Below are 26,751 nucleotides of genomic sequence, written 5' to 3'. Positions count from 1 at the left end.
GCGGTGTGTCAGTCAATGAATAGCTTGACTGACACACCGCCATCGGGAGCAAGCCCCCTCCCACAGTGGGTTCAGCAGTGTATGTAAGGGCTTACTCAGGCACAGATAACGCAAACTCCGCGCCCCGCTGGTACTCCCGGGGCGTACAGCCAAACTCGCGACGAAACACGGTGTGCAGGTACTGCGCCGAGGTGAAGCCGCAGGACGACGCGATGTCGGCAATCGCCAGGTCGCGGTTTTCCAGGCCTCTGGCGGCAGCCGCGAGTTTGAAGCGCAGGATTTCGTCATGCACGCTGCAATTGCGCACCTTACGAAAGTGCGCTTCCAGGGATGAACGCGACACACCGACATACGCCGCCACTTGAGCGGTCTTGATGCCCTGGCACGCGTATTGGCGGATAAACAGCAGCGCCTGCATCACGTACGGATTGCCCAAGGGTTGATGAAGGCTGGAGGCCTGGACGTTGATTGCGTCCGGCGGCACGAGGATTTGCGTACCGGTGCAAGGTTTGCCGTGCAACATCTGGTGCAACAGCGCAGCGGCAGTGCGACCCATGGTTTCGGTGCCCTGGATCACCGAACTCAGCGGCACTCGCGTAAGGGTTCGGGTCAGCGGATCGTTGTCGATGCCGATCAGCGCCACTTGTTCCGGCACGGCGATGCCGGCTGTGAGGCAGGCTTGCAGCAATTGCCGGGCACGGGCATCGGTCACGGCAATAATGCCAATGGGCTTTGGCAAGCTGTGCAGCCAGGCGATCTGCTGCTCCACTGCGCTGTCCCACAACGGCGCGCTGGTGCCGAGGCCGCGATACACCTCCACCTGCAAGCCGTCGCGCAGCATCAGGCGGCGAAAGGCTTTTTCGCGCTCCTGGGCCCAGCGGTTGGCCTGCGCTTCGGGCAGGCTGAAGCAGGCAAAGCGCGTCAGCCCTGCCTCGATCAAATGCGCGTAGGCCAACTTCATCAATGCGTAATTATCGGTGGCCACATAGGGGATGCCCTTGGGGTACGCGCGGCCGTCTTCATAGGAGCCGCCCACCGCTACCACCGGCAACTGACTGTCGGCCAATGCCTCGCCAATCAGCGGGTCGTCGAAGTCGGCAATGATACCGTCGCCCTGAAAACGCTCGATGCCTTTGAGGCGGCATAGAAAGTCCTCTTCCAGGAACAAATCCCAGGACACACGCGTACTGCTCAGGTAATTACCGATGCCGGCGATGATGCCGCGGTCGTAGATTTTGCTGCCGTTGAACAGCAGCGCGATTCGGTGCACGGGCGGTAGGGTTTTCATTGTTTTTGTCCTGGGGCCTGTCGCGACAGACTAGCCCTCGCTGCACAAAATCGCACTACGCCTTGGTGATTTTCATAATCGCCAGCCCCATCGCCGTTGCTAGTATCCAGACACCGCCAAGAACAATAAGGAAAACGCCATGCCGTACTTCCCCGGTGTCGAGAAGGTTCGCTTCGAAGGCCCCAGCAGCGATTCCCCCCTCGCCTTTCGCCATTACGACGCCAACAAGTTGATCCTCGGCAAACCCATGCGCGAGCACCTGCGCATGGCTGCGTGTTACTGGCACACCTTCGTGTGGCCCGGTGCCGATATGTTTGGCATGGGCACCTTCAAGCGCCCGTGGCAGCGCAGTGGCGACCCGATGGAGGTGGCCATCGGCAAGGCGGAGGCGGCCTTTGAGTTTTTCTCCAAACTGGGCATCGACTACTACAGCTTTCACGACACCGACGTGGCGCCCGAAGGCAGCTCGCTCAAGGAGTACCGCGAGCACTTCGCACAGATGGTCGACCATCTGGAGCGTCACCAGGAACAAACCGGGATCAAACTGCTGTGGGGCACCGCGAACTGCTTCAGCAACCCGCGCTTTGCCGCCGGCGCTGCCAGTAACCCGGACCCTGAAGTGTTTGCCTACGCCGCCGCCCAGGTGTTCAGCGCGATGAACGCCACCCTGCGGCTCAAAGGCTCAAACTATGTGCTGTGGGGCGGTCGTGAAGGCTATGAAACCCTGCTCAACACCGACCTCAAGCGCGAGCGCGAACAGCTCGGGCGCTTTATGCGCATGGTGGTGGAACACAAGCACAAGATCGGCTTCAAGGGCGACCTGCTGATCGAGCCCAAGCCCCAGGAACCGACCAAGCACCAGTACGACTACGACAGCGCCACGGTGTTCGGTTTCCTGCATGAGTACGGTCTGGAACACGAGATCAAGGTGAATATCGAGGCCAACCACGCCACCCTGGCCGGGCACAGCTTCCATCACGAGATCGCCACGGCCGTATCCCTCGGTATCTTCGGCAGCATCGACGCCAACCGTGGCGACCCGCAGAACGGCTGGGACACCGACCAATTCCCCAACAGCGTCGAGGAGATGACCCTCGCCACCTATGAAATCCTCAAGGCTGGCGGGTTCAAGAACGGCGGCTATAACTTTGATTCCAAGGTACGGCGTCAGAGCCTGGATGAGGTGGATCTGTTCCACGGGCATGTGGAGGCCATGGACGTATTGGCGCTGGCCCTGGAGCGTGCGGCGGCCATGGTGCAAAACGACCGATTGCAGCAGTTCAAGGACCAGCGTTATGCCGGTTGGCAACAGCCGCTGGGCCAAGCCGTGCTGGCGGGTGAGTTCAGCCTGGAATCGCTGGCAGAACACACGTTTGCCCATGAACTGAACCCGCAGGCGGTGAGCGGGCGACAGGAGATGCTCGAAGGTGTTGTGAACCGGTTTATCTACACCTGACCGATGCTGTGTACATTTGATTGTGGCTGCAGTTGTAGTGAGCGGGCTTGCCCCGCGCTGGGGCGCCAAGCGGCCCTGAAATCAGGCACCTCGGTGCGTCACGTAAAATTGCATCGTCTGGTTTGGGGTCGCTTCGCGCCCTAGCGCGGGGCAAGCCCACTCACCACAAAAAAGCCAGGCTACACACAACGCAAACAGCAACAGCAGTGTTCGGCTAGAGTCTTCCAACAACAATAAAAGGACGCACCAACATGAAGTCATTCAAACGTACCCTGCTCGCCACCGCCCTGGCCCTGCTCGCACTGCCGGTGATGGCCGATTCCGCCCACCCGAAAATCGGTTTCTCCATCGACGACCTGCGCCTGGAACGCTGGTCCCGCGACCGCGATTACTTCGTCGCCGCTGCGGAAAAACTCGACGCGAAGGTCTTTGTGCAGTCCGCCGATGCCAACGAGCAGAAGCAGATTTCCCAGATCGAAAACCTGATTTCCCGGGGCGTCGATGTGATCGTTATCGTGCCGTTCAACGCCACGGTGCTGACCAACGCGGTGGCCGAAGCCAAGAAAGCCGGGATCAAAGTGGTGTCCTATGACCGCCTGATTCTCAATGCGGACATCGATGCCTACATTTCCTTCGATAACGAAAAGGTCGGCGAAATGCAGGCCAGCGGTGTGCTGCAAGCGGCGCCCAAGGGCAACTACTTCCTGCTCGGCGGCGCGCCTACCGACAACAACGCCAAGGTGCTGCGCGAAGGCCAGATGAAGGTGCTGCAACCGGCCATCGACAAGGGCGATATCAAGATAGTCGGCCAGCAGTGGGTCAAGGAGTGGAACCCCACCGAAGCCCTGAGCATCGTCGAAAACGCCCTGACCCGGAACAACAACAAAATCGACGCCATCGTCGCCTCCAACGACGCCACCGCCGGCGGTGCGATCCAGGCCCTGGCTGCGCAGAAACTGGCGGGCAAGGTGCCGATCTCCGGACAGGACGCTGACCTCGCCGCGATCAAACGCGTGATCGACGGCACCCAGACCATGACCGTGTACAAACCACTCAAGCTGATTGCCACCGAAGCCGCCAAGCTCTCGGTGCAACTGGCACGTAACGAGAAGCCCTCCTACAGCTCGCAGTACGATAACGGCAGCAAGAAAGTCGACACCATCCTGCTCACCCCGACTCCGCTGACCAAGGCCAATATCGATCTGTTGGAGAAGGACGGGTTCTATACCAAAGAGCAGATCGGCGGGCAGTGACCGCCATGGCTGACTATCTGCTGCAAATGAACGGCATCGTCAAAAGCTTTGGCGGTGTCAACGCGCTGAACGGCATCGACATCACTGTGCGGCCGGGGGAATGTGTCGGCCTGTGCGGTGAGAACGGCGCGGGTAAATCCACACTGATGAAGGTGCTGTCGGCGGTCTACCCATACGGCACCTGGGAGGGTGAAATCCTCTGGGATGGGCAACCGCTCAAGGCTCAGTCCATCAGCGAAACCGAGGCCGCCGGTATCGTGATCATTCACCAGGAACTGACCCTGGTGCCCGACCTGTCGGTGGCCGAAAACATCTTTATGGGCCACGAACTGACATTGCCCGGCGGGCGCATGAACTACCCGGCGATGATCCACCGCGCCGAAGCGTTGATGCGTGAACTCAAGGTGCCGGACATGAACGTCGCCTTGCCGGTGTCGCAGTACGGCGGCGGCTACCAGCAACTGGTAGAAATCGCCAAGGCGCTCAATAAAAAAGCGCGCCTGCTGATCCTCGACGAGCCCTCTTCGGCCCTGACCCGCTCGGAAATCGAGGTACTGCTCGACATCATCCGTGACCTCAAAGCCAAGGGTGTGGCCTGCGTGTACATCTCCCACAAGCTCGATGAAGTGGCGGCGGTGTGCGACACCATTGCGGTGATCCGCGACGGCAAACACATCGCGACCACGGCCATGGCCGACATGGACATTCCCCGGATCATCACGCAGATGGTCGGCCGCGAGATGAGCAACCTCTACCCTACCGAGCCCCATGCCATCGGCGAGGTGATTTTCGAGGCGCGCAACGTTACCTGCTATGACGTGGACAACCCCAGGCGCAAGCGTGTCGATGATATTTCCTTCGTGCTCAAGCGCGGCGAGATCCTCGGTATTGCCGGGCTGGTGGGCGCCGGACGCACGGAGTTAGTGTCAGCGCTCTTCGGCGCCTACCCCGGCCGCTACAGCGCCGAGGTGTGGCTCGACGGCCAGGTAATCGACACGCGCACGCCGCTCAAATCGATCCGCGCCGGGCTGTGCATGGTGCCCGAGGACCGCAAGCGCCAAGGCATCATTCCCGACCTGGGCGTGGGTCAGAACATCACCCTGGCGGTCCTCGATACCTATGCGCATATGACCCGCATCGACGCCGAAGCTGAACTGGGCAGCATCGACCAGCAGATCGCACGCATGCACCTCAAGACGGCCAGCCCGTTTTTGCCGATCACCAGCTTGTCCGGCGGCAATCAGCAAAAAGCCGTGCTGGCGAAAATGCTGATGGCCAAGCCCAAAGTGCTGATCCTCGACGAACCCACGCGCGGGGTGGACGTGGGCGCCAAGTATGAGATCTACAAACTGATGGGCGCCCTGGCGGCCGAAGGCGTGTCGATCATCATGGTCTCCTCGGAACTGGCCGAAGTGCTCGGCGTGTCCAACCGCGTGCTGGTGATCGGCGACGGCCAGTTGCGCGGCGATTTCATCAATGAAGGGCTCACCCAGGAACAGGTGCTCGCCGCTGCGCTCAGCCAAAACAACAATAATGATCGGAAGACCGCGTAGATGAATCAGGTCAAACAGCTGTTTACCCGCTACAAAATGCTTGCGCTGGTGATCGCCGTGGCGGTGATCTGGCTGTTTTTCAGTTGGCAGACCGAGGGCGGTTTCCTCACGCCACGCAACCTGTCGAACCTGCTGCGGCAGATGGCAATCACCGGAATTCTGGCGTGCGGCATGGTGCTGGTGATTATTAGCGGCGAGATTGATTTGTCGGTGGGTTCGTTGCTGGGGTTGTTGGGCGGGTTGGCGGCGATCCTGGATGTGGTTTATCACATTCCGCTGCTGGCCAATCTCAGCCTGGTGGCGCTGTGTGGGCTGATGATCGGTTTGGCCAACGGTTACATGACGGCCTACCTGCGCATCCCCTCTTTTATCGTTGGCCTGGGCGGCATGCTGGCGTTTCGCGGGATTCTGCTGGGAATCACCGGCGGCACAACCATTGCGCCGGTATCACCGTCGTTGGTGTACGTAGGCCAGGGGTATTTGCCGCATTCGGTGGGGATTGGCCTTGGGGTCTTGCTGTTTGCCCTGACCCTGTTGTTGACCTGGAAACAACGGCGCAACCGCGCGCTGCATGGCTTGGCGCCGCACGCCCTGGTGCGCGACGTGCTGCGCGTGGCGGTGATCGGCGCGGTACTCGCCGGGTTCGTCACCACCCTCAACAGCTACGACGGCATCCCCGTACCAGTGCTGCTGTTGCTGGTGCTGCTCGGCGTGTTCAGCTACGTCACCAGCCAGACCGTGTTCGGCCGCCGCGTGTATGCGGTGGGCAGCAATATGGAAGCCACGCGCCTGTCGGGCATCAACGTGCAGGCGGTGAAACTGTGGATCTTCGGCATCATGGGCGTGATGTGCGCCCTCGCCGGCCTGGTCAACACCGCGCGGCTCGCGGCGGGCTCACCGTCGGCGGGCAATATGGGCGAGTTGGATGCCATCGCTGCGTGCTTTATTGGTGGTACGTCGATGCGCGGCGGCTCGGGCACGGTGTATGGCGCGTTGCTCGGGGCGTTGGTGATTACCAGCCTGGATAACGGCATGTCGATGCTGGACGTGGACAGTTACTGGCAGATGATTGTGAAGGGCAGCATCCTGGTGTTGGCGGTGTGGGTGGATGTGAGTACGCGCACGGGTCGGCGCTGACGCCACCCTCACAAACACCACAAATCCCGTGTGGGAGGGGCGGTGGTCGTCTCACTTTCCGAGCAACACGGCCCCATCCCCCAACTGCCCCACGCGATCCCCCGGATTGCGCAGCGGGCAATCATCCAGGGACAGGCAACCACAGCCGATACAGCCATCGAGTTGGTCGCGCAGTTGAGTGAGGCTGTTGATGCGCTCACTCAACAGGTCGCGCCAGCGGGTGGAGAGTTGGGTCCAGTCTTTCGCCGTCAACGGCCGTCCTGAAGGCAGTTCGTCCAACGCGTCCTTGATGGTCGCCAACGGAATGCCCGCGCGCTGCGCGACCTTGATCACCGCGATCCGGCGCAGTACGTCACGCTGATAGCGACGCTGATTGCCCGCGCTGCGTTGTGCGTGGATCAACCCCTTGGCTTCGTAGAAATGCACCGTGGCCACGGTCACGCCGCTGCGGCGGGCCAATTCGCCCACGCCGAGGGGGATGCGCACATCGATTTTCGCTTCCATCCAGCTCTTGACCTCATCTAAACATGAGGTTTTATAAAGGGTGTCGGCTTGCCTTGGCAAGCCTTCAGTCCTTTGAATCGGAGCCTACATGGACACACCTCAACCCTCCCCTTCCAACTGGGCCGCGCTGTTGTCCGGTGCCAACGGCGTACGTTCGCTCGCACTGGCAGGCGGCGTGGTGCTGCATGCGATCAACGTGTACATCGCCACCACGATTCTGCCGTCAGTGGTCCAGGACATCGGCGGCATCGACTACTACGCCTGGAACACCACGTTATTTGTCGCCGCCTCGATCCTCGGTTCGGCGTTGTCGGCGCGCCTGCTCGGCAGCCTCGGGCCGCGTGCGGCGTACCTGGTCGCCAGCCTGGTGTTTGCCGGCGGGGCCTTGGCCTGTGCGTTTGCGCCGTCCATGCCGGTGATGCTCGTGGGGCGGTTGGTGCAGGGGCTGGGTGGTGGGTTCTTGTTCGCGCTGTCCTACGCGATGATTCGGTTGGTGTTCGATGAAAGCCTGTGGCCGCGCGCGATGGCGTTGGTGTCGGGGATGTGGGGCGTGGCGACGCTGGTCGGGCCAGCGGTGGGCGGGGTGTTTGCCGAGCTGGGCATATGGCGCGCGGCGTTCTGGTCGTTGATTCCGGTGGCCGGGTTATTCGCGGTGCTGGCGGCGGCGGTCCTGCCCAAGCGCAGCACCGATAGCGTTGAGCCGACACCGCTGCCACTCGCCCAACTGGTGCTGCTGACGGCTGCGGTACTGGCGGTGTCGGCCGGCAGCGTCTCGTCCACCCTGCCCCTGAACCTGCTGGGGCTGGCCGTGGCAGCGGTGTTCACCGCGCTGCTGATCGTCACGGAAAGCCGCGCCCACCATCGACTGTTGCCCGCCGGAGCGTTTCGGATCACCACTGCACTCGGCGCGCTGTACGCGACGATGTCATTGCTGGCGGTGGCCGTGACCAGTGGCGAAATCTTCGTGCCGCTGTTTCTTCAAGTCCTGCACCACCAGTCGCCGTTGGTGGCCGGTTATCTGGCGGCACTGATGGCGGCCGGCTGGACGCTGGGGTCAATCGCCAGCGCGGGTGTGACGGGCGGCAACATTCGACGAGCGATCCTGGCCGGGCCGATCCTGGGCGTGGTGGGCATGGTGGCGCTGGCCATCTTGATGCCCGTCGAAAGCAACGGCAGCGGGCAGACGCTCACACCGATCTGCCTGGCGCTTATCCTGATTGGGTTGGGCGTGGGGCTGGCGTGGCCGCACTTGCTGACCCGGGTGTTCCAGGTGGCGCCGGCCGGTGAGCAGGACCTTGCCAGCGCGTCGATTACCACCGTGCAACTGTTCGCTACCGCGTTTGGCGCGGCACTGGCGGGCATGGTCGCGAACGTCGCCGGCCTCACTGAACCCGGCGGTGTCGAAGGCACCGCGAGCGCTGCGGTGTGGCTGTTTGGGGTGTTTACGCTGGCGCCTGTGGTGGGTGTTCTGATTGCCAGGCGGGTGGTTCGCATGATCGGTTAGTGGCCATTTCTGGAGATTGCCAAGACCACCGTGGATTATGAACGGCTCAAAAATCACTGCTTGAACGGGGTCAAAGGTGGGAGGGGGCTTGCCCCGATAGCGGTGGACCAGTCGACACCTTCTTGGCTGAGACACCGCCATCGGGGGCAAGCCCCATCCCACACTATTTGGATCGGTTTACACCTGATGAATCAGGCTGGGTTTTGCACTGCGATCACTGGCTCAACACCACATCCCGCATCGCCGGAATGTAGCCGTAGTCATAAGCCTCCTGCACAAACGAACGATCACCCTTCAACACGATCCTGACCGTCGGTGCCTCGGTGCCGCCGATGCGATAGTCATCGCCGGTGGTGGGCACGCTGTCGATAAACGACGTCACCAGGCCGTTGGGCATCACGCAGTGAGAGTACGTCTGGAACGGCTGCGAAGGCGGGTTGCCAAGTACCAGCCCCGACGCATTCATCAGCGTATAGGGGCCGAACAGATGATCACTGACGAACCCATAGACGCCATCCGGCCCCGTCACGCCATCCGCATAGGTGAACTTGTGGCTGATGGTGAACAGGTAGTACTTGTTGTCCTGGAACACATAGTGCGGCCGTTCGGTCTGGTCGTTCACGCCAACGGCCGTGACCAATGGCGGCAGGATTTCCCACTCGTCACCGTTGAGGTCCTTGGCCACGGCAATGCCGATGCACCCCACCTGATAACGCGCGCCCCCCACATCTTCATGCCCTGGCGGCACCAGACCTATTTCATTCGGGCCCACTTCGTGAGTCCCGCGCTCGCCGGCCACATTGCCTTCGAACACCATGTACAACTTGCCATCGACGGGATCGATAAAGGGGCTGGGATCGCGAAAGTTCCAGGTCGCATTCTGCGCTTCGGTTTGGTAGTAGGTGCCGTCGGCATCGAACAACGACTTGACCTGATCAAAGCCCTGGAGCGTGACACCGGTGTCCGACGTGACAACCTGGCCCCTGACTTTGGCAATCGTGGCACCCGGCGTGACGCAGGTGTAGTACAGGTCGATGTCACCGTTGTTATTCAACAGAATCGGCGTGCCCGCCCATTCACGGGTGGTCGGCGAAACCCCTTCGGCCATGACACGGCCGCCGAAGATCCAGTCTTTGCCGGTGCGCGAATACCAGTAGCAGATACGCGCATGACCATGGCGGTCTTCCCAATCGCGCTTGATGTCGTAACGGCCATCGGCATTGATGAATTGTGGATCATGGGGGCGACGGTCGGCGGTCAAGGTGAAGATCACCGACCAGCCATTCACCGATACCACCGTGCCATCCAGTTCACGCAATGGCATGGTGTCCCAAATAAAGACCGTGTCACTCATGACAGGAAAGTCAGGACTCACTAACGGCTGTGTCGTCGTCGGGTCATTCTCATTAACTTTCAGCGCATCGGCCCGTGTCCAGCGAGTGGGTGTGTGATTCGCATGTTTCATGATGATGTCCTTTTGCTAACGCTTAAGTGACAAGCGAAGATTAAATAGCACCTGGCAGTCAGCAACTTAATACTGACTGAAAGAGCAAGAGATAGTTGGCCCTGCAAGTGCGCACCAAGGTTTAACATGGGCACTTGCTTATAGCAACATTAAGAATTATTCATATTACAAAGGCCATCACTGTATTTATATCCTTGATATAAATACAGTGGCACTTGCAATAAATGACAGCTAAGTAGAAAGCTAGCTACTCAACTACCGAATACCAGCGTCCCAGCCTGGGCGCCGGCATTCTTCTGTGTGAAGTCCTTGGCTTGCGCCGCCGTCTTCAAGGTATAGGCGTAGTTGGAACTTGCCGTCCATTGTGCTTTGGGTGACTTCTGGTTGGTGATCGGCGGCACACTGTTTGTATCAGTGAACGTCCCGGTACCTTTGTCATCCAACATGCCTTTATTTTGGCTGCCTTCGCCAAAATAGTTGCTTTCAGAGAGGATATTGGCGTTCTGTGCGAGGGTAAAACCGAGATGGAAGTTATTGACGTAGTTGTTATACACATGGAAATAACCGTAACGCATCAAGCCAGGCGCGCGTACTTCCATGTTGTCGAAGCGGTTGTGGCACAACGTCAGGCGCGGATAACCGTTGAACTCTGCCTTATTATCATCCGCCGGGTGCCCGAAGATCAGCCCGTACTTGTGGCTGCCAAAGAAGCAGTTGCTGATGGTGGCATAATCGGCTTTTTCACCGATATACAGCAGTTTGTCTTCGCTGCCGTCCGTGGTTGACCAGGTGTGCCCGACAAAAGAGCAATGATCGATCCAGTACTTGCTGCCGTAGTTCAAGTACACCTGAATATCGTCATTGGCCTTAATGCTCGCCGAATGTTTGAAGATAATATTCTGCAGAATAATGTTCTGGGACTGCGCGGTTGCACGCAGGTGAATATTCTCCAAGGTACGGTTCTGGAATGAACCGATCAGGGTCTTGTTGGCACCCATATTGACCTTGGTCAGGCTCGACGCCGAGATATTGCTGTTGATCACCAACACCCGTGGGGTGGTGTCGCCAATGTTGGCCTTGAGTTGATCCAGCGTGGTGATACTGACCACTTGGCCAGACCAGCCGCCGGTGACTTTTGCCGCAAGGGCGAAACCGGTCAGGCCGGTGAGTTTGCTTTCTGGATACGACATGAGTTCCCTCTCTCTCTATAAAAACGGCTCGATGTAACGAGCCTGTGGGGTAAGTTAATCCATTAACTTTCACACAGTGTTTGGCATGGCTGAGGTTGCCAAGGGTTGGTTGGCCAGTGCCTAAACACTGTGTTTATGTACAGTATTCGTCATTCGCCTGGCCGTCAACCCTCAAGTGAAAAACAACCAAAAGTGGGAGGGGGCTTGCCCCCGATGGTGGTGTATCAGGCACATATACAGTGACTGTCATTCCGCCATCGGGGGCAAGCCCCCTCCCACATTTGCCCTGCGATGTTCTTCCAAGCGTTATTTGGACACCGGCATCGCAAACTCCGCGCCTTGCTCGATGCTCTCCGACCAGCGCTGCATAATCGATTTCTGCTTGGTATAGAACCGAACACCCTCAGTGCCGTACGCATGCATGTCGCCAAACAGACTCTTCTTCCACCCCCCAAAACCGTGCCACGCCATCGGCACCGGGATCGGTACGTTGATGCCCACCATGCCCACCTGAATACGCCGCGCAAATTCGCGGGCGATGTTGCCGTCGCGGGTGAAACAACTGACGCCGTTGCCGAACTCGTGGTCGTTGACCAGCTTGATCGCCTCGCCAAAGTCGTTCACCCGCACACACGCCAGGACCGGGCCGAAGATTTCTTCGCGGTAGATGCTCATCTCTCGGGTCACATGATCGAACAGGGTCGCGCCGAGCCAGAAGCCGTTTTCCAGGCCCGCTTCGGTGGGCACGTAATCACGCCCGTCCAGCAGCAGTTGCGCGCCGGCCTGCACGCCTTGTTCGATGTAGCCGCTGATGCGTTCCAGTGCAGCGCGGGACACAATCGGGCCCATCTCGGCCTTGAGGTCGCGGCCGTCGGTGATGCGCAGTTGCTTGGCGCGCTCGGTCAAGGCAGCGATGACTTTGTCACCGATGTCACCAACCAGCACGGCGACGGAGATCGCCATGCAGCGCTCGCCGGCACTGCCATAAGCAGCGCCCATCAGGGCGTCGACGGTTTTTTCGATGTCCGCATCAGGCATCACCACCATGTGGTTTTTAGCTCCGCCCAGCCCCTGCACACGCTTGCCGTTACGCGCGCCAGTTTCGTAGATGTATTGGGCAATCGGTGTGGAGCCGACGAAGCTCACGGCCTTGACGTCCGGGTGTTCGATCAGTGCATCCACCGATTCCTTATCGCCCTGCACCACGTTGAAGACGCCTTTGGGCAGGCCGGCTTCACGCAGCAGCTCGGCCATGAACAACGAGGCGCTCGGATCGGTCGGGCTTGGCTTGAGGATGAAGGTGTTGCCCGCCGCGATGGCGATCGGGTACATCCACATCGGCACCATTACTGGGAAATTGAACGGCGTGACGCCGGCCACTACGCCCAACGGTTGGCGCAGGGTCCAGTTGTCCATGCCTCGGGAAACTTGGTCAGAGTGTTCGCCTTTGAGCAGGTTGGGTATGCCGCACGCGAATTCCAGAATATCGATACCACGGTCCACTTCGCCCTGGGCGTCGGTGAAGACCTTGCCGTGCTCGGCGACGATGATGCGCGCCAGGTCGTCCTTGCGCTCACGCAACAGGTGCAGGTACTGGAACAGCACGCGGGCGCGGCGGATGGGCGGGGTATCTGCCCAGCTGTCGAAAGCGGCTTGGGCAGCAGCAACGGCTTCGGATACGGTCTGGCGGCTGGCCAGCGCGACGCGCCCGGTTTTTTCGCCGGTGGCGGGGTTGTAGACGTCCTGATAGCGATCATCGCGGGACACGCGCTGGTCGTTGATGTAGTGCTCGATGGTGGTTGTCATGGCAGTCGATCCAGGTGGGTAGCGTTGGAACACACGATAGGCTTTCGCTTTGTTCCAAACCAGAGCAGAATCCTGAACTTATTGTCCACATACGCGAACAATCCACCCATGGAAAAATCTGAGATCGAAGGCCTATGGACCCATATCCACTGGCTTTCCATATTGGAAGAGCAAGGCACTTACACGGCTGCCGCTGCGCGCCTGGGCGTGAGCAAGTCTGCGGTCAGCCAGCGTATTGCCGACCTGGAAAAGGCCACCGGCACCCAGTTGGTCACGCGCACCACGCGCAGTGTGCGGCTGACCGATGCGGGGCTGTCGCTGACCCGTGAAGTGCGCAGCGCCTATGCGCAGATCGCCCGCAGCTTCTCGTCAGTGCGTGACTCTGTGGGGGAGATTCGCGGGCTGGTGCGCCTTACCGCGCCGGTGGCATTTGCTCGACAGCAACTGGTGCCGCATCTGTCGGAATTCCTGCAGCGTTACCCGCAAGTGCGCATCCAGCTGGATGTGTCCGATGCGCTGAGTTCCCTGGCAGCCGAAGGTTACGACCTGGCCGTGCGCCACGGTTTCCAGGTGCCGGAAACCCACGTCGCCTGGAAGCTCTGCGACACTGGGTCGGTGCTGGTAGCCACCCAGGATTACCTGCAACGCCACGGAGAGCCCCGCGAACCCGGCGAGCTGTCGGCACACAACTGCCTGTTTTACCCACGGGGCACCGACCAGCCCGCCTGGACCTTCGAACGCGGCAGTAAAAACGTTGAACGCCTGACCGTGCCCATCGCCGGCAGCTTCGCCACCAATAACAGTGAGGCGCTGCGCGACTCCGCTCTCAACCACCTGGGCATCGCCCTGCTCCCAGACTTCAGCGCCCATGCCGCGCTGACCAGCGGCAAGCTGGTGCAGGTGCTCAAGGACTGGACGCTCAAGGGCGCATTTGCCAATGAGATCTACTTGATTCGGCCGTATTCGCCCCATGTGCCGAAGTCGGTGAGTGTGTTGGTGGGTTATCTGAAGGAGAAGCTGTCGGGGGGCTTTCGTTATCTCGGATAAGGTTTGCCTCTTGCTCGACGGAACTAAAAGTCCATAATGGACAAATAAGTTCAACAAAAGAGGCATTCATGTCCAGCACCCCGCATGTGATCAACCAAACCCAGGCCCGTGAACTGCTGGGCCAAGTCGATGTGCTGCAGATCCTGCGCGCACTGTTCCGCGACCTGGCGGCCGGGCATGCGGTGCAGCCGCCCCAGCAATGGGTGGAATTCCCCCAGGGCGCCGGTGACTTCATCAACTACCTGGGCGTGCTGGCGCAGGACGGCGTGTATGGCATGAAAACCTCGCCGTATATCGTGCGTGAGCAAGGGCCATTGGTAACCGCCTGGACGCTCTTGATGTCCACGCACACCGGCCAGCCGCTGCTGTTGTGTGATGCCGCAGAACTGACCACCGCACGCACCGCCGCGACCACTGCGCTGGCGGTGGATGCGCTGGCGCCACAGGCGGCTCGGCGACTGGCGATCATCGGCAGCGGCAAGGTGGCCCAGGCTCACCTGCACTACGTGAAAAACCTGCGGGATTGGCAAAGCATCAACTTCTTCTCGCCCAGCCTGACCGCTACTGACTCCACGCTTCAACGCCTTGACCCACGCGTGAGCATCGCTCCAACCTGCGAAGCCGCCCTGGAAGACGCCGACGTGATCCTACTGTGCACGTCATCCGCGGGCCCGGTGATTGACCCTTCGCGCCTGAGCAAACCGGCGCTGATCACCTCCATCAGCACCAACGCACCGCGCGCTCACGAAGTCCCACCCCAATCACTGAACGAAATGGACGTGTTCTGCGACTACCGCCAAACCACGCCAGGCTCGGCGGGCGAGATGCTGATCGCCGCCGAACAACATGGCTGGAACCCAAGCGCAGTCATGGGCGACCTGCCCGAACTGCTCAGCGACCAGGTGCAGCGCCCGTCCTACAACCGTCACGTATTCTTCCGTTCCATCGGCCTAGGCCTGGAAGACATCGCACTAGCCAATGCCCTCTGGAGACTTCTATGAACCACGCAGATTTCATCATCATCGGCGGCGGCATTGCCGGTGCGTCCACGGGTTTCTGGTTGTCGCAACACGGCAAAGTGAGAGTGCTGGAACGTGAATCTCACCCGGCCTATCACTCCACCGGGCGTTCGGCTGCGCTCTACACCGCCGCCTACGGCACTCCGCAGGTGCGGGCGTTGACCCTGGCCAGCCGGGAGTTTTTCGACCACCCGCCGGCAGGGTTCTGCGAGCATCCCTTGCTCACACCGCGCGGCGAGATGACGGTGGACTTCACCGGCGATGCGGCCGAGTTGAACGCGCAGTACCTCAGCGCCAAGGCCACCGTGCCGCAGGTTGAACAGCTGAGTGTCGACGAGGCCTGTGCGAAGTTGCCGATCCTGCGTCGGGAAAAGGTTCACGGTGCGATCTATGATCCCACTGCAAGCGACATCGACACCGACGCCCTGCACCAAGGCTATTTGCGCGGTATTCGTCGCAAGGGCGGCGACGTGCATACCGACAGCCATGTGCTGGGCTTGAGCCGTGACAGCGGTGGTCTTTGGCACGTCACCACCCAACACGAAACCTTCACCGCGCCGATCATTATCAACGCCGCTGGCGCCTGGGCCGACCACATCGGTGGGCTGGCCGGTGCCGCATCCATTGGCCTGCAACCCAAGCGCCGCTCGGCGTTTATCTTCGCCGGCCCCGAAGGCGTGGACAGCCATGCGTGGCCAATGCTGGTGGCGCTCGACGAAGCGTTCTACATGAAGCCAGACGCCGGCATGTTCCTCGGTTCACCGGCCAACGCAGACCCGGTCGAGCCCCAGGACATCCAGCCCGAAGAATTGGACATCGCCATGGGCATCTACCAGATCGAAGAAGCCACCACCCTGACCATCCGCCGCCCCACGCGAACCTGGGCCGGACTGCGCAGCTTTGTGCACGACGGTGACTTGCTTTCGGGCTTCGACCCGCGAGTCCCAGGGCTGTTCTGGGTAGCGGCGCAAGGCGGTTACGGCATCCAAACCTCACCGGCCATGGGCCAGGCCAGTGCGGCACTGGTGCGCGGCGCACCGCTGCCGGAGGCACTGACCCGGTTCGGCCTCGACGCTGGTATGCTCTCCCCCGCCCGCCTGGAGCCCCATTGATGAACACCGTCGAACCCGACAACGTCTTGCAGAACTTTCGCGCGATCGCCGATGCCATCGCCACGCTGTTCTTCCCCCACGCCGAAGCGGTGCTGCATGACCTGCGCACGCAAAAAGTCGATTACATCGCCAATAACCTGTCGAAACGCGCGATTGGCGACGACTCGGCGCTGGAGGACATGCTCAGCGATGACGTCAGCGAAGTGAATATCGGCCCCTACGAAAAACTCAACTGGGACGGTCAGAAAATTCGCAGCCTGAGCACCGTACTGCGCGACGCCAATGGTCGGCCCCTGGCGGTGCTGTGCATCAACCTGAATATTTCACTGTTCGAAAATGCCAAGGCGGCATTGGACCTGTTCCTGTCGCCAAGCAAGCTGATCCCACAGCCGGACGCGCTGTTTCGCGATGACTGGCAGGAACGCATCAACACCTTCCTGCATGCCTGGATGCGCGAGCGCCAGTTAAGCCTGAACCTGCTGACCCGCGACCACAAACGCGAACTGGTGCTGGCACTGCATGCCGAAGGCGCGTTCAAGGGCAAGAGCGCCTCGAACTATGTGGCCAACGTTCTGGGTATGGGGCGGGCAACGGTTTACAAGCACCTGAAGGAATTAAAGGGCTGAACCTTCAACCCTGGATGAATTTTTTGGTGAGCAGGCTTTTTGTCTTGAGCAGGCCTTATGTGGTGAACAGGATTTTGTAGTGAGCGGGCTTGCCCCGCGCTGGGTGGCGAAGCCGCCCCAAATTCAGACGCCTCAGTTCCAACTGAAGGTATGCACTGTCAATAATGGGGCGGCTGCGCCACCCAGCGCGGGGCAAGCCCGCTCACCACAACAGCAGAACTGCTCACCACAAAAGCAAGCCCGCTCATTACAACTGCAGGACTGCTCATCAAAAAAGCAAGGCTACTCACCACAACAGCAGCCCCGCTGCATCAATCACCGTAAATGTCAGCCTTGAAGTACTGCAGCGAAATCTTCTGGTACTCACCACTGGCAAGAATGCCGTCGATGGCCGTGTTCAATTCGCTGACCAGCGTGGTGCGCAGGCTCTTTGTCTTGAGCAGGTCTTATGTGCTGAGCAGGATTTTGTAGTGAGCGGGCTTGCCCCGCGCTGGGTGGCGGAGCCGCCCCAAATTCAGACGCCTCAGTTCCAACTGAAGGTATGCACTGTCAGTAATGGGGCGGCTTCGCCACCCAGCGCGGGGCAAGCCCGCTCACCACAAAAGCAGAACTGCTCACCACAAAAGCAAGCCAGCTCACCACAAAAGCAAGCCCGCTCATTACAACTGCAGGACTGCTCATCAAAAAAGCAAGGCTACTCACCGCAACAGCAGCAGCCCCGCTGCATCAATCACCGTAAATGTCAGCCTTGAAGTACTGCTGCGAAATCTTCTGGTACTCACCACTGGCACGAATGCCGTCGATGGCCGTGTTCAATTCGCTGACCAGCGCCTCGTTGCCCTTGCGCACCGCAATCCCCGCGCCTTCGCCTACGTATTTCGGGTCCTTGAGCTCCGGCCCGACAAAAGCGTAGCCCTTGCCCCGTGGCATTTGCAGGAAGTCATTCAAGGGGATGGTGTCGGCAAAAATCGCATCCAGGCGCCCTGCCGCCAGGTCCATGTAGATCTCTTCGTTATTGCTGTAGCGCTTGACGTTAATGCCCTTGGGCTCAAATACCTCGGTGGCGTAACGGTCGGTGGTGGTCGCACGCTGCACACCGACGGTCTTGCCCTTCAGGCTGGCGTACTGGTCATCCACCACCGCGCCGTCTTTCATCACAAGACGCGATGAGGTGAAGTAGTACTTGTGGGTGAAATCTACTGACTTCTTGCGGTCTTCGTTGATGGTCATGGACGACAGGGCCATGTCGATTTTCTTCACCTTGAGGGAAGGAATCAGACCATCGAACTCACCTTCAACCCACACGCACTTGACCTTCATCTGCGCGCACAGCGCGTTGCCGATGTCGTAGTCGAAGCCGACGATGGTGCCTTCCTGGGTCTTGGAGGCAAACGGCGGGTAGGCCGCCTCGATGCCGATGCGCAGTGTTTTCTCGGCGGCCCATACGTGGCTGGAAGCGATCAAGGCCAGGGCGGTGATAAGCAAGCGTTTCTTCATGGGGGATCTCGCAAGTTGTTGTTGGTTTGGCAAGAGAGAAGAAAAAATCCAGCAAGAGCTTTTGTACTTATAATTCCATACTGGACTTTTATGTATTGATCGTCAATCCAGCCCCTGCACCCATGACTTTTTTGCACAACACACCGGTGTTTTTGAGCGTTCATCTCTGGATTTATGCGTGCCTATACTCGGTTCAGCCTCTCGGTTGAACCGTGGGTCACCGCAGCACAGAAATGTCCCTACAACAATAATCAAGGACACCGACCATGACGCATCCCTTCCTGGCCGCGCGGGATTTTCTGCTCGCCCATCGCACCGATTACGCCACCGCCGTTCGCGACTTCCGCTGGCCGCAGCTGGATGCGTTCAACTGGGCCTTGGACTACTTCGATGCCATGGCCGAGGGCAATGCGGCCAACGCGCTGTGGATCGTCGAAGAAGACGGCAGCGAGCAGCGCTACAGCTTCCAGCAACTGGCGACGCGCTCAAACCAGGTGGCCAACCATCTGCGTGCCCTCGGCGTGCGACGCGGCGACCGAGTGCTGTTGATGCTCGGCAACGACGTGGCGTTGTGGGACACCATGCTCGCCGCCTTCAAACTAGGCGCGGTGGTGATCCCGGCCACCGCCCTGCTCAACCCGGATGATCTGCGCGACCGTATCGAGCGTGGCCAGGTTCGCCATCTGGTGGTCGGCGAGGCGCATGTCGGCAAGTTCGACGGCCTGGGCGATGGCTGTAGCCGCATCTGCGTGGGAGCTGCGCCCAGCGGCTGGGTCGCGCACAACGCCGCATTTGAATACCCCGAGCAGTTCGAAGCCGAAGGCCGCACCCTGGCCACCGACCCCATGCTGCTGTACTTCACTTCCGGCACCACCTCCAAACCTAAGATGGTGCTGCACAGCCACCAAAGCTACCCGGTGGGCCACCTGTCGACGATGTACTGGATCGGCCTGCAACCCGGCGACCTGCACCTGAATATCTCGTCTCCAGGCTGGGCCAAGCACGCCTGGAGCTGCCTGTTCGCGCCGTGGAATGCTGGCGCGTGCATCTTCATCCATAACGTCGCGCGGTTCAGCGCGCCGGCCTTGCTGACAGCGTTGGAACAATACCGCGTGACCAGCCTGTGCGCCCCGCCGACCGTGTGGCGCATGCTGATCCAGGAAGACCTGGCCAGTCACAAGGCGCGCCTGAATCTGCGTGAATTGGTGGGTGCGGGCGAACCCCTGAACCCGGAAATCATCGAGCAAATCCAGCAGGCCTGGGGATTGCCGCTGCGCGATGGTTTCGGCCAATCGGAGACCACCGCCCTGGTCGGCAACACCCCCGGCCAGGTGCTCAAGCCAGGATCCATGGGCCGTCCACTGCCGGGCTATCGTGTCGTGCTGTTGGACGCCGACGGCCTACCGGGCAACGAAGGGGAAGTCGCGCTGCCGCTGGATGTACGCCCTCTCGGTTTAATGGTGTGCTACGAGGACAGCCCGGAAAAAACCGCCGAAGTGATGCGCGACGGTTACTACCGCACCGGCGATACCGCGCAGATCGACAGCGACGGCTACATCACCTTCGTCGGTCGCGCCGATGACGTGTTCAAGGCCTCCGACTACCGCATCAGCCCGTTCGAACTGGAAAGTGCGCTGATCGAACACCCGGCGGTGATGGAAGTGGCCGTAGTGCCCAGCCCAGACCCACTGCGCCTGGCGGTGCCCAAAGCCTTCCTGATCCTGGCCCACGACGCCCCCGGCAGCGCCGAGCTGGCCCGCCACATCCTCGCCTTCGCCCGCGAACACCTCGCCCCGTACAAACGGGTGCGGCGCATCGAATTTGTCAGCGAACTGCCCAAAACCATTTCCGGCAAGATCCGGCGGGTAGAGCTGCGGCAGATGGAGGTGGTGCGTCGCCAAGGGGATGCGCGGGGTGAGCACGAGCATTTCGAGGAGGATTTTTCCTGAACGCAGAACCCGGCGCCGCAGCGCCGGGGCACGCAGGAATACAGCTTACAGGTCGTAACGCAGCGCCATGCCAAAGGTGCGCGGCGCGCCGGCGTCGATGATTTCGTCATCGCGGTTGTTGGTGACGTAGCGCTTGTCGAAGGCGTTTTTCACGAAGCCCGAGACAGCCACGTTCTTGGTGACTTTGAATTCGCTGCTGAAGTTGGCCAACACGTAGTTGTCGCTCCTGCGCTCGCCGTCGACCTTGCCCGCTGAATCGAACTCGTACGCCGAAGGCGCGCTGCTCTGGTACGTCACGTCGGTGTTGAAGGTCAGGCGCTCGTTGAAGCGATAGATGCCGCCCACTGAAGCCTTGTACTTGGGCGAGTAGTAGAACGCTTCGCCGCTGCGGTCCTGGCCGTTGCCGACGATGAAGTCCTTGTACTTGCCATCGGTGATCGCGCCACCGAGGGTCAGGGTCAGTTGCTCGCTCAGGTCTTTCTCGATGAACACTTCCAGGCCCTTGATATCGCTACGACCGGCGTTGTACACGTTGATGACATTGCTGTTGGCTTGCCGCACGCTGACCTGCTGGTCTTTCCAGTCGGTGTAATACAGGTTGGCGCGTGCACGCAGGGTGTCTTCGAGAAATGAACCGCGGTACGACAGCTCATAGTTGGTGGTGTATTCCGGGTCATATGCCTCGTGACCGCTGCCGGAGCGCACGTTCACGCCACCGCCGCGATAACCTTTCTGCACCATGAAGCCCAGGTACTGGCCGGTGGCGATTTCGTAGTTGATGCCCAGTTTTGGCAGCACGGCCGCGAACGACTTTTTGACCTTCGCCGCGTCGGACAGGTCGTCCTGCTTGATGTCGGTGTCGTTGGTTTCGTGGTCGTAGCGCAGGCCGGTGACCAGAGTCCAGCGCGGTGCGAAGGTCCAGTCGACTTCACCAAACAGCGCCTTGTTTTCGATGACTGTGTCGCCTTTCACCGTGACCGCCAATACGTCATCGAACAGCAGTCGGTCGTGGAAATTGTTGGAGTTATGGCCGTAATAGGCGCCGACGAAACTTTTCACCGTGTCCGAGCTGTAGTTGAGGCGCAGCTCCTGGCCGAACAGGTTGCCATCCTGCTTGCGTCGGATGACTTCATTGGCGTCGGCAGTCTGGTCGAAGTCCAGGCGGTTGGTGTAGTCGGACCGGGTGTTGGTGGTCAGGCTGGTCAGCGACCATTGGTCATCGAGGCGGTAGTCGACCTTGGCGCTGACGGTGTCCTGGTTGAGGTTGTCGAACGCTTGGGTATCGGAGGACACCTTGTAATAGCGCACCTTGTCCGGGGTGCGGATGATCGAGTTGTCACCCTGGCGGTGCTCGTTATGGGCGTAGGTCAGCAAGACGTCGAGATCGTCGTTGGGCAGGATCAACAGCTTGCCGCGCGCGTTGCTCGTGCGGTGCGGGTTGGCATCCTTGCCGAGGGCGATGTTGTCGATGTAACCATCGCCATCTTGATAATCCAGGGCGATGCGACCTGCGATCTTGTCATCGACAATGCTGCCGCCACCGGCCACCGCTGCGCCTTTTTCTCCGTAGTTGCCCACGTTGGTTTGCGCCGAGAACGTCGGTTGGAACGTCGGGTTGCGGGTCTGGATTACTACGGCGCCGGCCAGGGAGTTACGTCCCTGGGTGGTGGATTGCGGGCCGAGGAAGACTTCTACCTGTTCCACATCCCACAAGCCGGTAGGGCTCAGGGTCAGGGTGCGATTGGGTTGCACGGCACCATCGACATACACCGAAACGGCGCCATTGAGGGTCGCGGGGCCCTGGTCATCGAATCCGGACACCGGTACACCGCGAATGCCCCAGTTTTCGTTACCAGCCTGGCTGTACACACCCGGCGTGCGCGCGAACACATCGACCAGGCTGTGATCGGCCTTGTCCCGCAGTTGTTGTTCGGTCACGACCACGACGCTGGATTGGGTCTGCTCAAGGGAGCGGTTGATTTTCTCGCCACTCACCGTAATCAGCGCGATTTCCATCGTGTTGGGTTCGGCAGCCCAAGCCCCTGAAGCCAGGCAAACCGACCCGACCGCCAACGCAATTGTGTTCTTTTTGAAATTCACGCCCAGCTCCCCTAGCACCCTTCGTTATTGTTTTTTGTGGCGGGCTGAAGGCAGCCAAACGCCAGCGGGGCTGAGTCTAAGGGATAAAAAAACCAAAGTGAATTTAATTGATAAGAAATCTCATTTGAGATAACTACGCATTCACGTATCAGCTTGAATACATAGCGCGGTACAGCGTTCCGCGAAAAAAAAGGCCCGGTGGCGCACCACCGGGCAAAACGAAGCGACCAGCTTCAATAACGCGGTTTGACGGTTTTCCACTCCGGTTGATAGCGCTGCATCTGTTTCACGTCGTCGCGCTGGCGGATGCCACAGGTAAGGTATTGATCATGCAGCTTGCCCAATTGGTCATGGTCCAGCTCCAGGCCCAGCCCCGGTGCGCGGGTGATTTTTACGCAGCCGTCGACAATCGGCAGCTTGCCGCCCTTGATCACCTCCTCATCCGGCTCTTGCCACGGGTAATGGGTGTCGCAGGCGTAGTCGAGGTTGGGCACCGACGCGGCCACGTGGGCCATGGCCATCAGGCTGATGCCCAAGTGCGAATTGGAGTGCATCGACACGCCCAGGCCGAAGGTCTGGCACATCTTCGCCAGCGCCTGGGTGTCGCGCAGGCCGCCCCAGTAGTGGTGGTCGGCAAGTACGATCTGCACACTGTTAAGCGCCACGCTGCGGCGAAACTCGTCAAAGTCGGTGACCACCATATTGGTCGCCAGGGGCAAGCCGGTGCGTTTGTGCAGCTCGGCCATGCCGTCCAGGCCGGGGGTCGGGTCTTCGTAATATTGCAGGTCATCGCCGAGCAACTCGGCCATGCGGATCGAGGTTTCCAGGGACCAGTTGCCGTTCGGGTCAATGCGCAGCGGCACGCCGGGGAAGGCCCTTTTCAGCGCCTTGATGCATGACACCTCGTGCTCGGGTTGCAGCGCACCGGCCTTGAGCTTGATGCTTTTGAAGCCGTAGGTGTCGATCATGCGCCGGGCCTGGGCGACGATCTGTTCCTCGTTCAGCGCTTCGCCCCAGCTGTCGGGTTTATACGGCGAATCAATGTGTGTGGCGTATTTGAAAAACAGGTACGCGCTGAACGGGATCTGGTCACGGATCGCGCCGCCGAGCAGGTCCACCAATGGCACGTTCAGTGAGTGCGCCTGCAAATCAAGAAACGCCACTTCGAATGCCGAATAGGCATTGCTCACCGCCTTGCTGGCGTGGGAGCCCGGTGCCAGTTCGGCGCCGGCCAGGCTCGCCGGTTTATGGGCGGCGACGGTGGCCTGCACGATGGCGCGCAATTGGTTGAGGTTGAAGGGGTCGAGCCCGATCAACTGTGACTGTACCTGCTGCTGGATCGCCAACGCCGGGGCATCGCCGTAGCTCTCGCCCAGGCCGATGTAGCCGGTGTCGCTCTCGATCTCGATGATCGAGCGCAGCGCGAAGGGTTCGTGAATACCACTGGCGTTGAGCAATGGCGGGTCACGGAAGGCAATCGGGGTGACGGTAACGCGGACAATTTTCAAGAGGCGGCTCCCTGTGGACCGGAACGCAAGGCGTGAGGATGGGTGGACGATTTGGACGCAGGCGGCACAGTGCCCCGAGGCGCGGTGCGGGCAAAAAACACCACCACCGCCGCCACCAGCGAGGTGGCCGCCAAGCCATACAGGCCGCCCTCGATGGAGCCGGTGGTCTGCTCCAGCAAGCCGAAAGTGGTGGGCGCAACAAAGCCGCCCAGGTTGCCGACCGAATTGATCAAGGCGATCACCGCCGCGGCGATGCGCGCATCCAGGTAACCCTGGGGAATCGGCCAGAACAACGCCGAGGCGGCCTTGAAGCCGATCGCGGCAAAACAGATGGCGACAAAGGCAAACACCGGCCCTCCGGTGGTGGACATGAACATGCCGAATGCGGCGATCACCAGCATCAGTGACACCCACGCCTGTTGGTGCTTCCACTTGCTGGCCAACGACGCAAAACCGTACATCGCGACGATGGAAATCAACCAGGGAATGGAGTTGAACAGACCAACCTGGAAGTCTCCCAGGTTGCCCATTTTCTTGATCATGCTCGGCAGCCAGAACGTGGCGCCGTAGATGGTCAGGGCGATGGAGAAGTAGATGAAACAGAACAGTGCGATCTGTTTGTCGGCAAGCAATTTGAACATCGACGGCCGCACGCTCTGGCTCGCCTCACGGGCTTGCTGCTCCAGCGCAATGGCAGCGGCCAACGCGTGTTTTTCGTCGTCGCTGAGCCACTTGGCCTGATGGGGATGGGACTGCAACCAGAACCACACGAACCCGCAGAGCACGATGGAGGCAAAGCCTTCGATCAGGAACATCCACTGCCAACCATGCAGGCTCAGGCCGCTGACGTTGAGCAGTGCCCCCGACACCGGCCCGGAGATGACCGAGGCGATCGCCGAGCCACTGAGGAAGATCGCCATCGCCTTGCCACGCTCGGCGGCCGGCAGCCATTGAGTGAAGTAGTAGATGATCCCCGGGAAAAACCCGGCTTCGGCGGCGCCGAGGATAAAGCGCAGGATGTAGAAGCTGGTTTCGCCCTGAACAAAGGCCATGGCCATCGCCGCCGCGCCCCAGGTGAACATGATGCGCGTCAACCAGGCCCGAGCGCCGTAGCGCTGCAAGAGCAGGTTGGACGGCACTTCGAAGATCGCGTAACCGATGAAAAACAACCCGGCGCCCAAACCATAGGCCGCTGCGCCAATGCCCAGGTCGGTCTCCATATGGCTGCGCACAAAGCCGATATTGACCCGGTCGATGTAATTGACGATGAACATCACCACGAACAGCGGCAGTACATGACGCTTGACCTTGGCGGCCGCGCGGGCAAGCACGGTCGGGTCTGGCGGATTCTGGAGGGTTTCCACGGGCAACTCCCATTCATTGTTTTTTTAGGGGCAGAACAATGATGGACGCCGTGAATTGTTCCCGTCTAATCTAACTTGGCATCCGATTGATACCGGGATTAGATCAATGTTCGAGCTGACGCAACTGCGCTGCTTCACCACCGTAGCCACTGAGCTGAATTTCCGCCGCGCTGCGGAACGGCTGAACATGACCCAGCCGCCGCTGAGCCGGCAGATCCAATTGCTCGAACACCACTTGGGCGTAGAGCTGTTCACCCGCACCACTCGCAGCGTCGCGCTCACCGCTGCTGGCCGCGCGTTTTTCATCGAAGCCCAGAACCTGCTGGAGCTTGCCCAGCAAGCGGCCGTGACCGCGCGACGGTTTGCAGAAGGCGATATCGGCACGGTCAATATCAGCTTCGTCGGCAGCGCGGTGTATGAGTTTCTGCCCAAGGTGATCGCCGAGGCGCGTCTCAAGCAGCCTCACGTCAAGATCGACCTGGCCGAGATGAACACCTACCAACAATACGAAGCCCTGCGCGCCCGACGCATCGACCTGGGCATCGTCCGCGCGCCCCTGCTGGAACCGGGCTACGCCACCGAATGCCTGGTCCGCGAGCCCTTCGTGCTGGCGGTGCCGAGCAGCCATCGCCTGGCCAACGCCGAGACGGTCAGCGTGCACGACCTCGACGCCCAACCCTTCCTCATGTACGCCCACGCCGCCTACCCGCCCTTCAACGAACTGCTCACCGGCCTGCTGCGCTCGGCCCGCGTCGCGCCAGATTATGTGCAGTGGCTCGGCTCGTCCCTGACCATCCTCGCGCTGGTCAACGCCGGCATGGGCCTGGCCCTTGTACCTCGTTGCGCCAGCAGCGTAGTGTTCAAGAACGTGGTGTTCCGCGACATCGACCTGGGCGAAGGCGCGCAGAGCGAATTGCACCTGATCTGGCGTGAAAACAACGACAACCCGGCGTTTGCCATGTTGCTGGAAGGGATTCGCAATGCAGTGCGTGAGGGGTGGGCCTGAATAGCGATAGATATGGGGTGCTCTTGCTGTTGGGGTGAGCGGATTTTTTGTGGTGAATGGATGTTATGGGGTGAATGGATTTGTTGTGGTGAACGGATGTCCTGTGGTGAGCGGGCTTGCCCCGCGCTGGGCTGCGAAGCGGCCCCATCAAGAACACCGCATTTCTTCCGGTAAATCTCGGTGGCAGTTTTGGGGCTGTTCCGCAGCCCAGCGCGGGGCAAGCCCGCTCACCACAAAAAGACCGTGCATCACAGAAACCCTCACAACCACAAAAAGACCGTGCACCACAGAAACCCTCACAACCACAAAAAAGACCGTGCACCACAGAAACCCTCACAACCACAAAAAGACCGCGCACCACAGAAAC

General features: G+C 60.3%; 20 protein-coding genes and 1 pseudogene. 11 read left to right on the top strand and 10 right to left on the bottom strand.

Features of this window, described 5'->3' with window-relative positions:
- Positions 1 to 91: 91 nt before the first annotated feature.
- Positions 92 to 1,288, bottom strand: coding sequence for a XylR family transcriptional regulator (locus ACEN2T_RS20780; RefSeq protein ID WP_032885437.1), 1,197 nt, complete (start codon positions 1,286 to 1,288; stop codon positions 92 to 94).
- A gap of 139 nt (positions 1,289 to 1,427) precedes the next feature.
- Between ACEN2T_RS20780 and xylA the strand changes: the two genes are divergently transcribed.
- The 4 genes from xylA to ACEN2T_RS20760 all read left to right on the top strand — a co-directional run bounded on the left by xylA (position 1,428) and on the right by ACEN2T_RS20760 (position 6,687).
- Positions 1,428 to 2,744, top strand: a complete 1,317-nt coding sequence (xylA, locus tag ACEN2T_RS20775) for a xylose isomerase (RefSeq protein WP_442117448.1) — start codon at positions 1,428 to 1,430, stop codon at positions 2,742 to 2,744.
- A 251-nt stretch (positions 2,745 to 2,995) separates the two neighbouring features.
- Positions 2,996 to 3,997 (top strand): D-xylose ABC transporter substrate-binding protein, encoded by a 1,002-nt coding sequence (gene xylF, locus ACEN2T_RS20770; protein ID WP_442117447.1) that lies wholly within the window; start codon positions 2,996 to 2,998, stop codon positions 3,995 to 3,997.
- 5 nt (positions 3,998 to 4,002) lie between these two features.
- Positions 4,003 to 5,550, top strand: coding sequence for a D-xylose ABC transporter ATP-binding protein (xylG, locus tag ACEN2T_RS20765; protein ID WP_177326417.1), 1,548 nt, complete (start codon positions 4,003 to 4,005; stop codon positions 5,548 to 5,550).
- On the top strand, positions 5,551 to 6,687 hold the full coding sequence (locus tag ACEN2T_RS20760; protein ID WP_095186434.1) for a sugar ABC transporter permease: 1,137 nt from the start codon (positions 5,551 to 5,553) through the stop codon (positions 6,685 to 6,687).
- Between the two features lie 51 nt (positions 6,688 to 6,738).
- Here the strand turns inward: ACEN2T_RS20760 and soxR are convergent, their stop codons facing one another.
- Complete coding sequence (gene soxR, locus ACEN2T_RS20755) at positions 6,739 to 7,191, bottom strand: redox-sensitive transcriptional activator SoxR (protein WP_442117446.1); 453 nt, start codon at positions 7,189 to 7,191, stop codon at positions 6,739 to 6,741.
- Positions 7,192 to 7,279: 88 nt separating this feature from the next.
- Here soxR and ACEN2T_RS20750 point away from each other — a divergent pair, with 88 nt between their 5' ends.
- A complete protein-coding gene (locus tag ACEN2T_RS20750; RefSeq protein WP_442117445.1) occupies positions 7,280 to 8,695 on the top strand; it encodes an MFS transporter in 1,416 nt (471 codons plus the stop codon).
- Between the two features lie 214 nt (positions 8,696 to 8,909).
- Here the strand turns inward: ACEN2T_RS20750 and ACEN2T_RS20745 are convergent, their stop codons facing one another.
- The 3 genes from ACEN2T_RS20745 to ACEN2T_RS20735 all read right to left on the bottom strand — a co-directional run bounded on the left by ACEN2T_RS20745 (position 8,910) and on the right by ACEN2T_RS20735 (position 13,156).
- The gene (locus ACEN2T_RS20745) at positions 8,910 to 10,160 is read right to left on the bottom strand and encodes a glycoside hydrolase family 68 protein (protein WP_095186431.1); all 1,251 of its coding nucleotides are present in this window, start codon (positions 10,158 to 10,160) and stop codon (positions 8,910 to 8,912) included.
- 251 nt (positions 10,161 to 10,411) lie between these two features.
- Positions 10,412 to 11,350, bottom strand: a complete 939-nt coding sequence (locus ACEN2T_RS20740; protein ID WP_032885448.1) for a pectate lyase family protein — start codon at positions 11,348 to 11,350, stop codon at positions 10,412 to 10,414.
- Between the two features lie 306 nt (positions 11,351 to 11,656).
- Positions 11,657 to 13,156, bottom strand: coding sequence for a CoA-acylating methylmalonate-semialdehyde dehydrogenase (locus tag ACEN2T_RS20735; protein WP_442117444.1), 1,500 nt, complete (start codon positions 13,154 to 13,156; stop codon positions 11,657 to 11,659).
- 108 nt (positions 13,157 to 13,264) lie between these two features.
- Between ACEN2T_RS20735 and ACEN2T_RS20730 the strand changes: the two genes are divergently transcribed.
- From ACEN2T_RS20730 to ACEN2T_RS20715, 4 genes are all read left to right on the top strand, one after another.
- Positions 13,265 to 14,203 carry a LysR family transcriptional regulator gene (locus ACEN2T_RS20730; protein WP_032885451.1) on the top strand — a complete coding sequence of 313 codons (939 nt, stop codon included), beginning with the start codon at positions 13,265 to 13,267 and terminating at the stop codon, positions 14,201 to 14,203.
- 68 nt (positions 14,204 to 14,271) lie between these two features.
- Positions 14,272 to 15,204 (top strand): ornithine cyclodeaminase family protein, encoded by a 933-nt coding sequence (locus ACEN2T_RS20725; protein WP_442117443.1) that lies wholly within the window; start codon positions 14,272 to 14,274, stop codon positions 15,202 to 15,204.
- Positions 15,201 to 16,334: an NAD(P)/FAD-dependent oxidoreductase gene (locus ACEN2T_RS20720; protein ID WP_032885453.1), complete on the top strand. Its 1,134-nt coding sequence runs from the start codon at positions 15,201 to 15,203 to the stop codon at positions 16,332 to 16,334. The genes ACEN2T_RS20725 and ACEN2T_RS20720 overlap by 4 nt, the downstream gene beginning before the upstream one ends.
- Entirely contained in the window at positions 16,334 to 16,960 is a 627-nt protein-coding gene (locus tag ACEN2T_RS20715; protein WP_032885454.1) for a helix-turn-helix transcriptional regulator, read from the top strand. Before ACEN2T_RS20720 ends, ACEN2T_RS20715 begins: the two co-directional genes overlap by 1 nt.
- 311 nt (positions 16,961 to 17,271) lie before the next feature.
- Here the strand turns inward: ACEN2T_RS20715 and ACEN2T_RS20710 are convergent.
- Positions 17,272 to 17,373: pseudogene (locus ACEN2T_RS20710) on the bottom strand (ABC transporter substrate-binding protein); the annotation flags it as partial.
- A 313-nt stretch (positions 17,374 to 17,686) separates the two neighbouring features.
- On the bottom strand, positions 17,687 to 18,457 hold the full coding sequence (locus tag ACEN2T_RS20705; RefSeq protein ID WP_095186427.1) for an ABC transporter substrate-binding protein: 771 nt from the start codon (positions 18,455 to 18,457) through the stop codon (positions 17,687 to 17,689).
- Between the two features lie 266 nt (positions 18,458 to 18,723).
- On the opposite strand from ACEN2T_RS20705, the gene ACEN2T_RS20700 reads away from it, so the two are divergent.
- Positions 18,724 to 20,406, top strand: coding sequence for an AMP-binding protein (locus tag ACEN2T_RS20700; RefSeq protein ID WP_032885456.1), 1,683 nt, complete (start codon positions 18,724 to 18,726; stop codon positions 20,404 to 20,406).
- Between the two features lie 45 nt (positions 20,407 to 20,451).
- Here ACEN2T_RS20700 and ACEN2T_RS20695 read toward each other — a convergent pair whose 3' ends face one another.
- The 3 genes from ACEN2T_RS20695 to ACEN2T_RS20685 form a co-directional block, all read right to left on the bottom strand.
- Positions 20,452 to 22,506: a TonB-dependent receptor gene (locus tag ACEN2T_RS20695; protein WP_442117442.1), complete on the bottom strand. Its 2,055-nt coding sequence runs from the start codon at positions 22,504 to 22,506 to the stop codon at positions 20,452 to 20,454.
- Positions 22,507 to 22,739: 233 nt separating this feature from the next.
- Complete coding sequence (locus ACEN2T_RS20690; RefSeq protein ID WP_095186425.1) at positions 22,740 to 24,014, bottom strand: glucarate dehydratase family protein; 1,275 nt, start codon at positions 24,012 to 24,014, stop codon at positions 22,740 to 22,742.
- Positions 24,011 to 25,378 (bottom strand): MFS transporter, encoded by a 1,368-nt coding sequence (locus ACEN2T_RS20685; RefSeq protein ID WP_095186448.1) that lies wholly within the window; start codon positions 25,376 to 25,378, stop codon positions 24,011 to 24,013. Before ACEN2T_RS20685 ends, ACEN2T_RS20690 begins: the two co-directional genes overlap by 4 nt.
- A gap of 106 nt (positions 25,379 to 25,484) precedes the next feature.
- Between ACEN2T_RS20685 and ACEN2T_RS20680 the strand changes: the two genes are divergently transcribed.
- Positions 25,485 to 26,384, top strand: a complete 900-nt coding sequence (locus ACEN2T_RS20680; protein WP_032885460.1) for a LysR family transcriptional regulator — start codon at positions 25,485 to 25,487, stop codon at positions 26,382 to 26,384.
- Positions 26,385 to 26,751 lie beyond the last annotated feature (367 nt).

The organism is Pseudomonas sp. W22_MBD1_FP4 (genome assembly GCF_052113765.1).
GTDB lineage: Bacteria > Pseudomonadota > Gammaproteobacteria > Pseudomonadales > Pseudomonadaceae > Aquipseudomonas > Aquipseudomonas sivasensis.
This window is presented reverse-complemented; position numbering and strand designations above follow the sequence as displayed.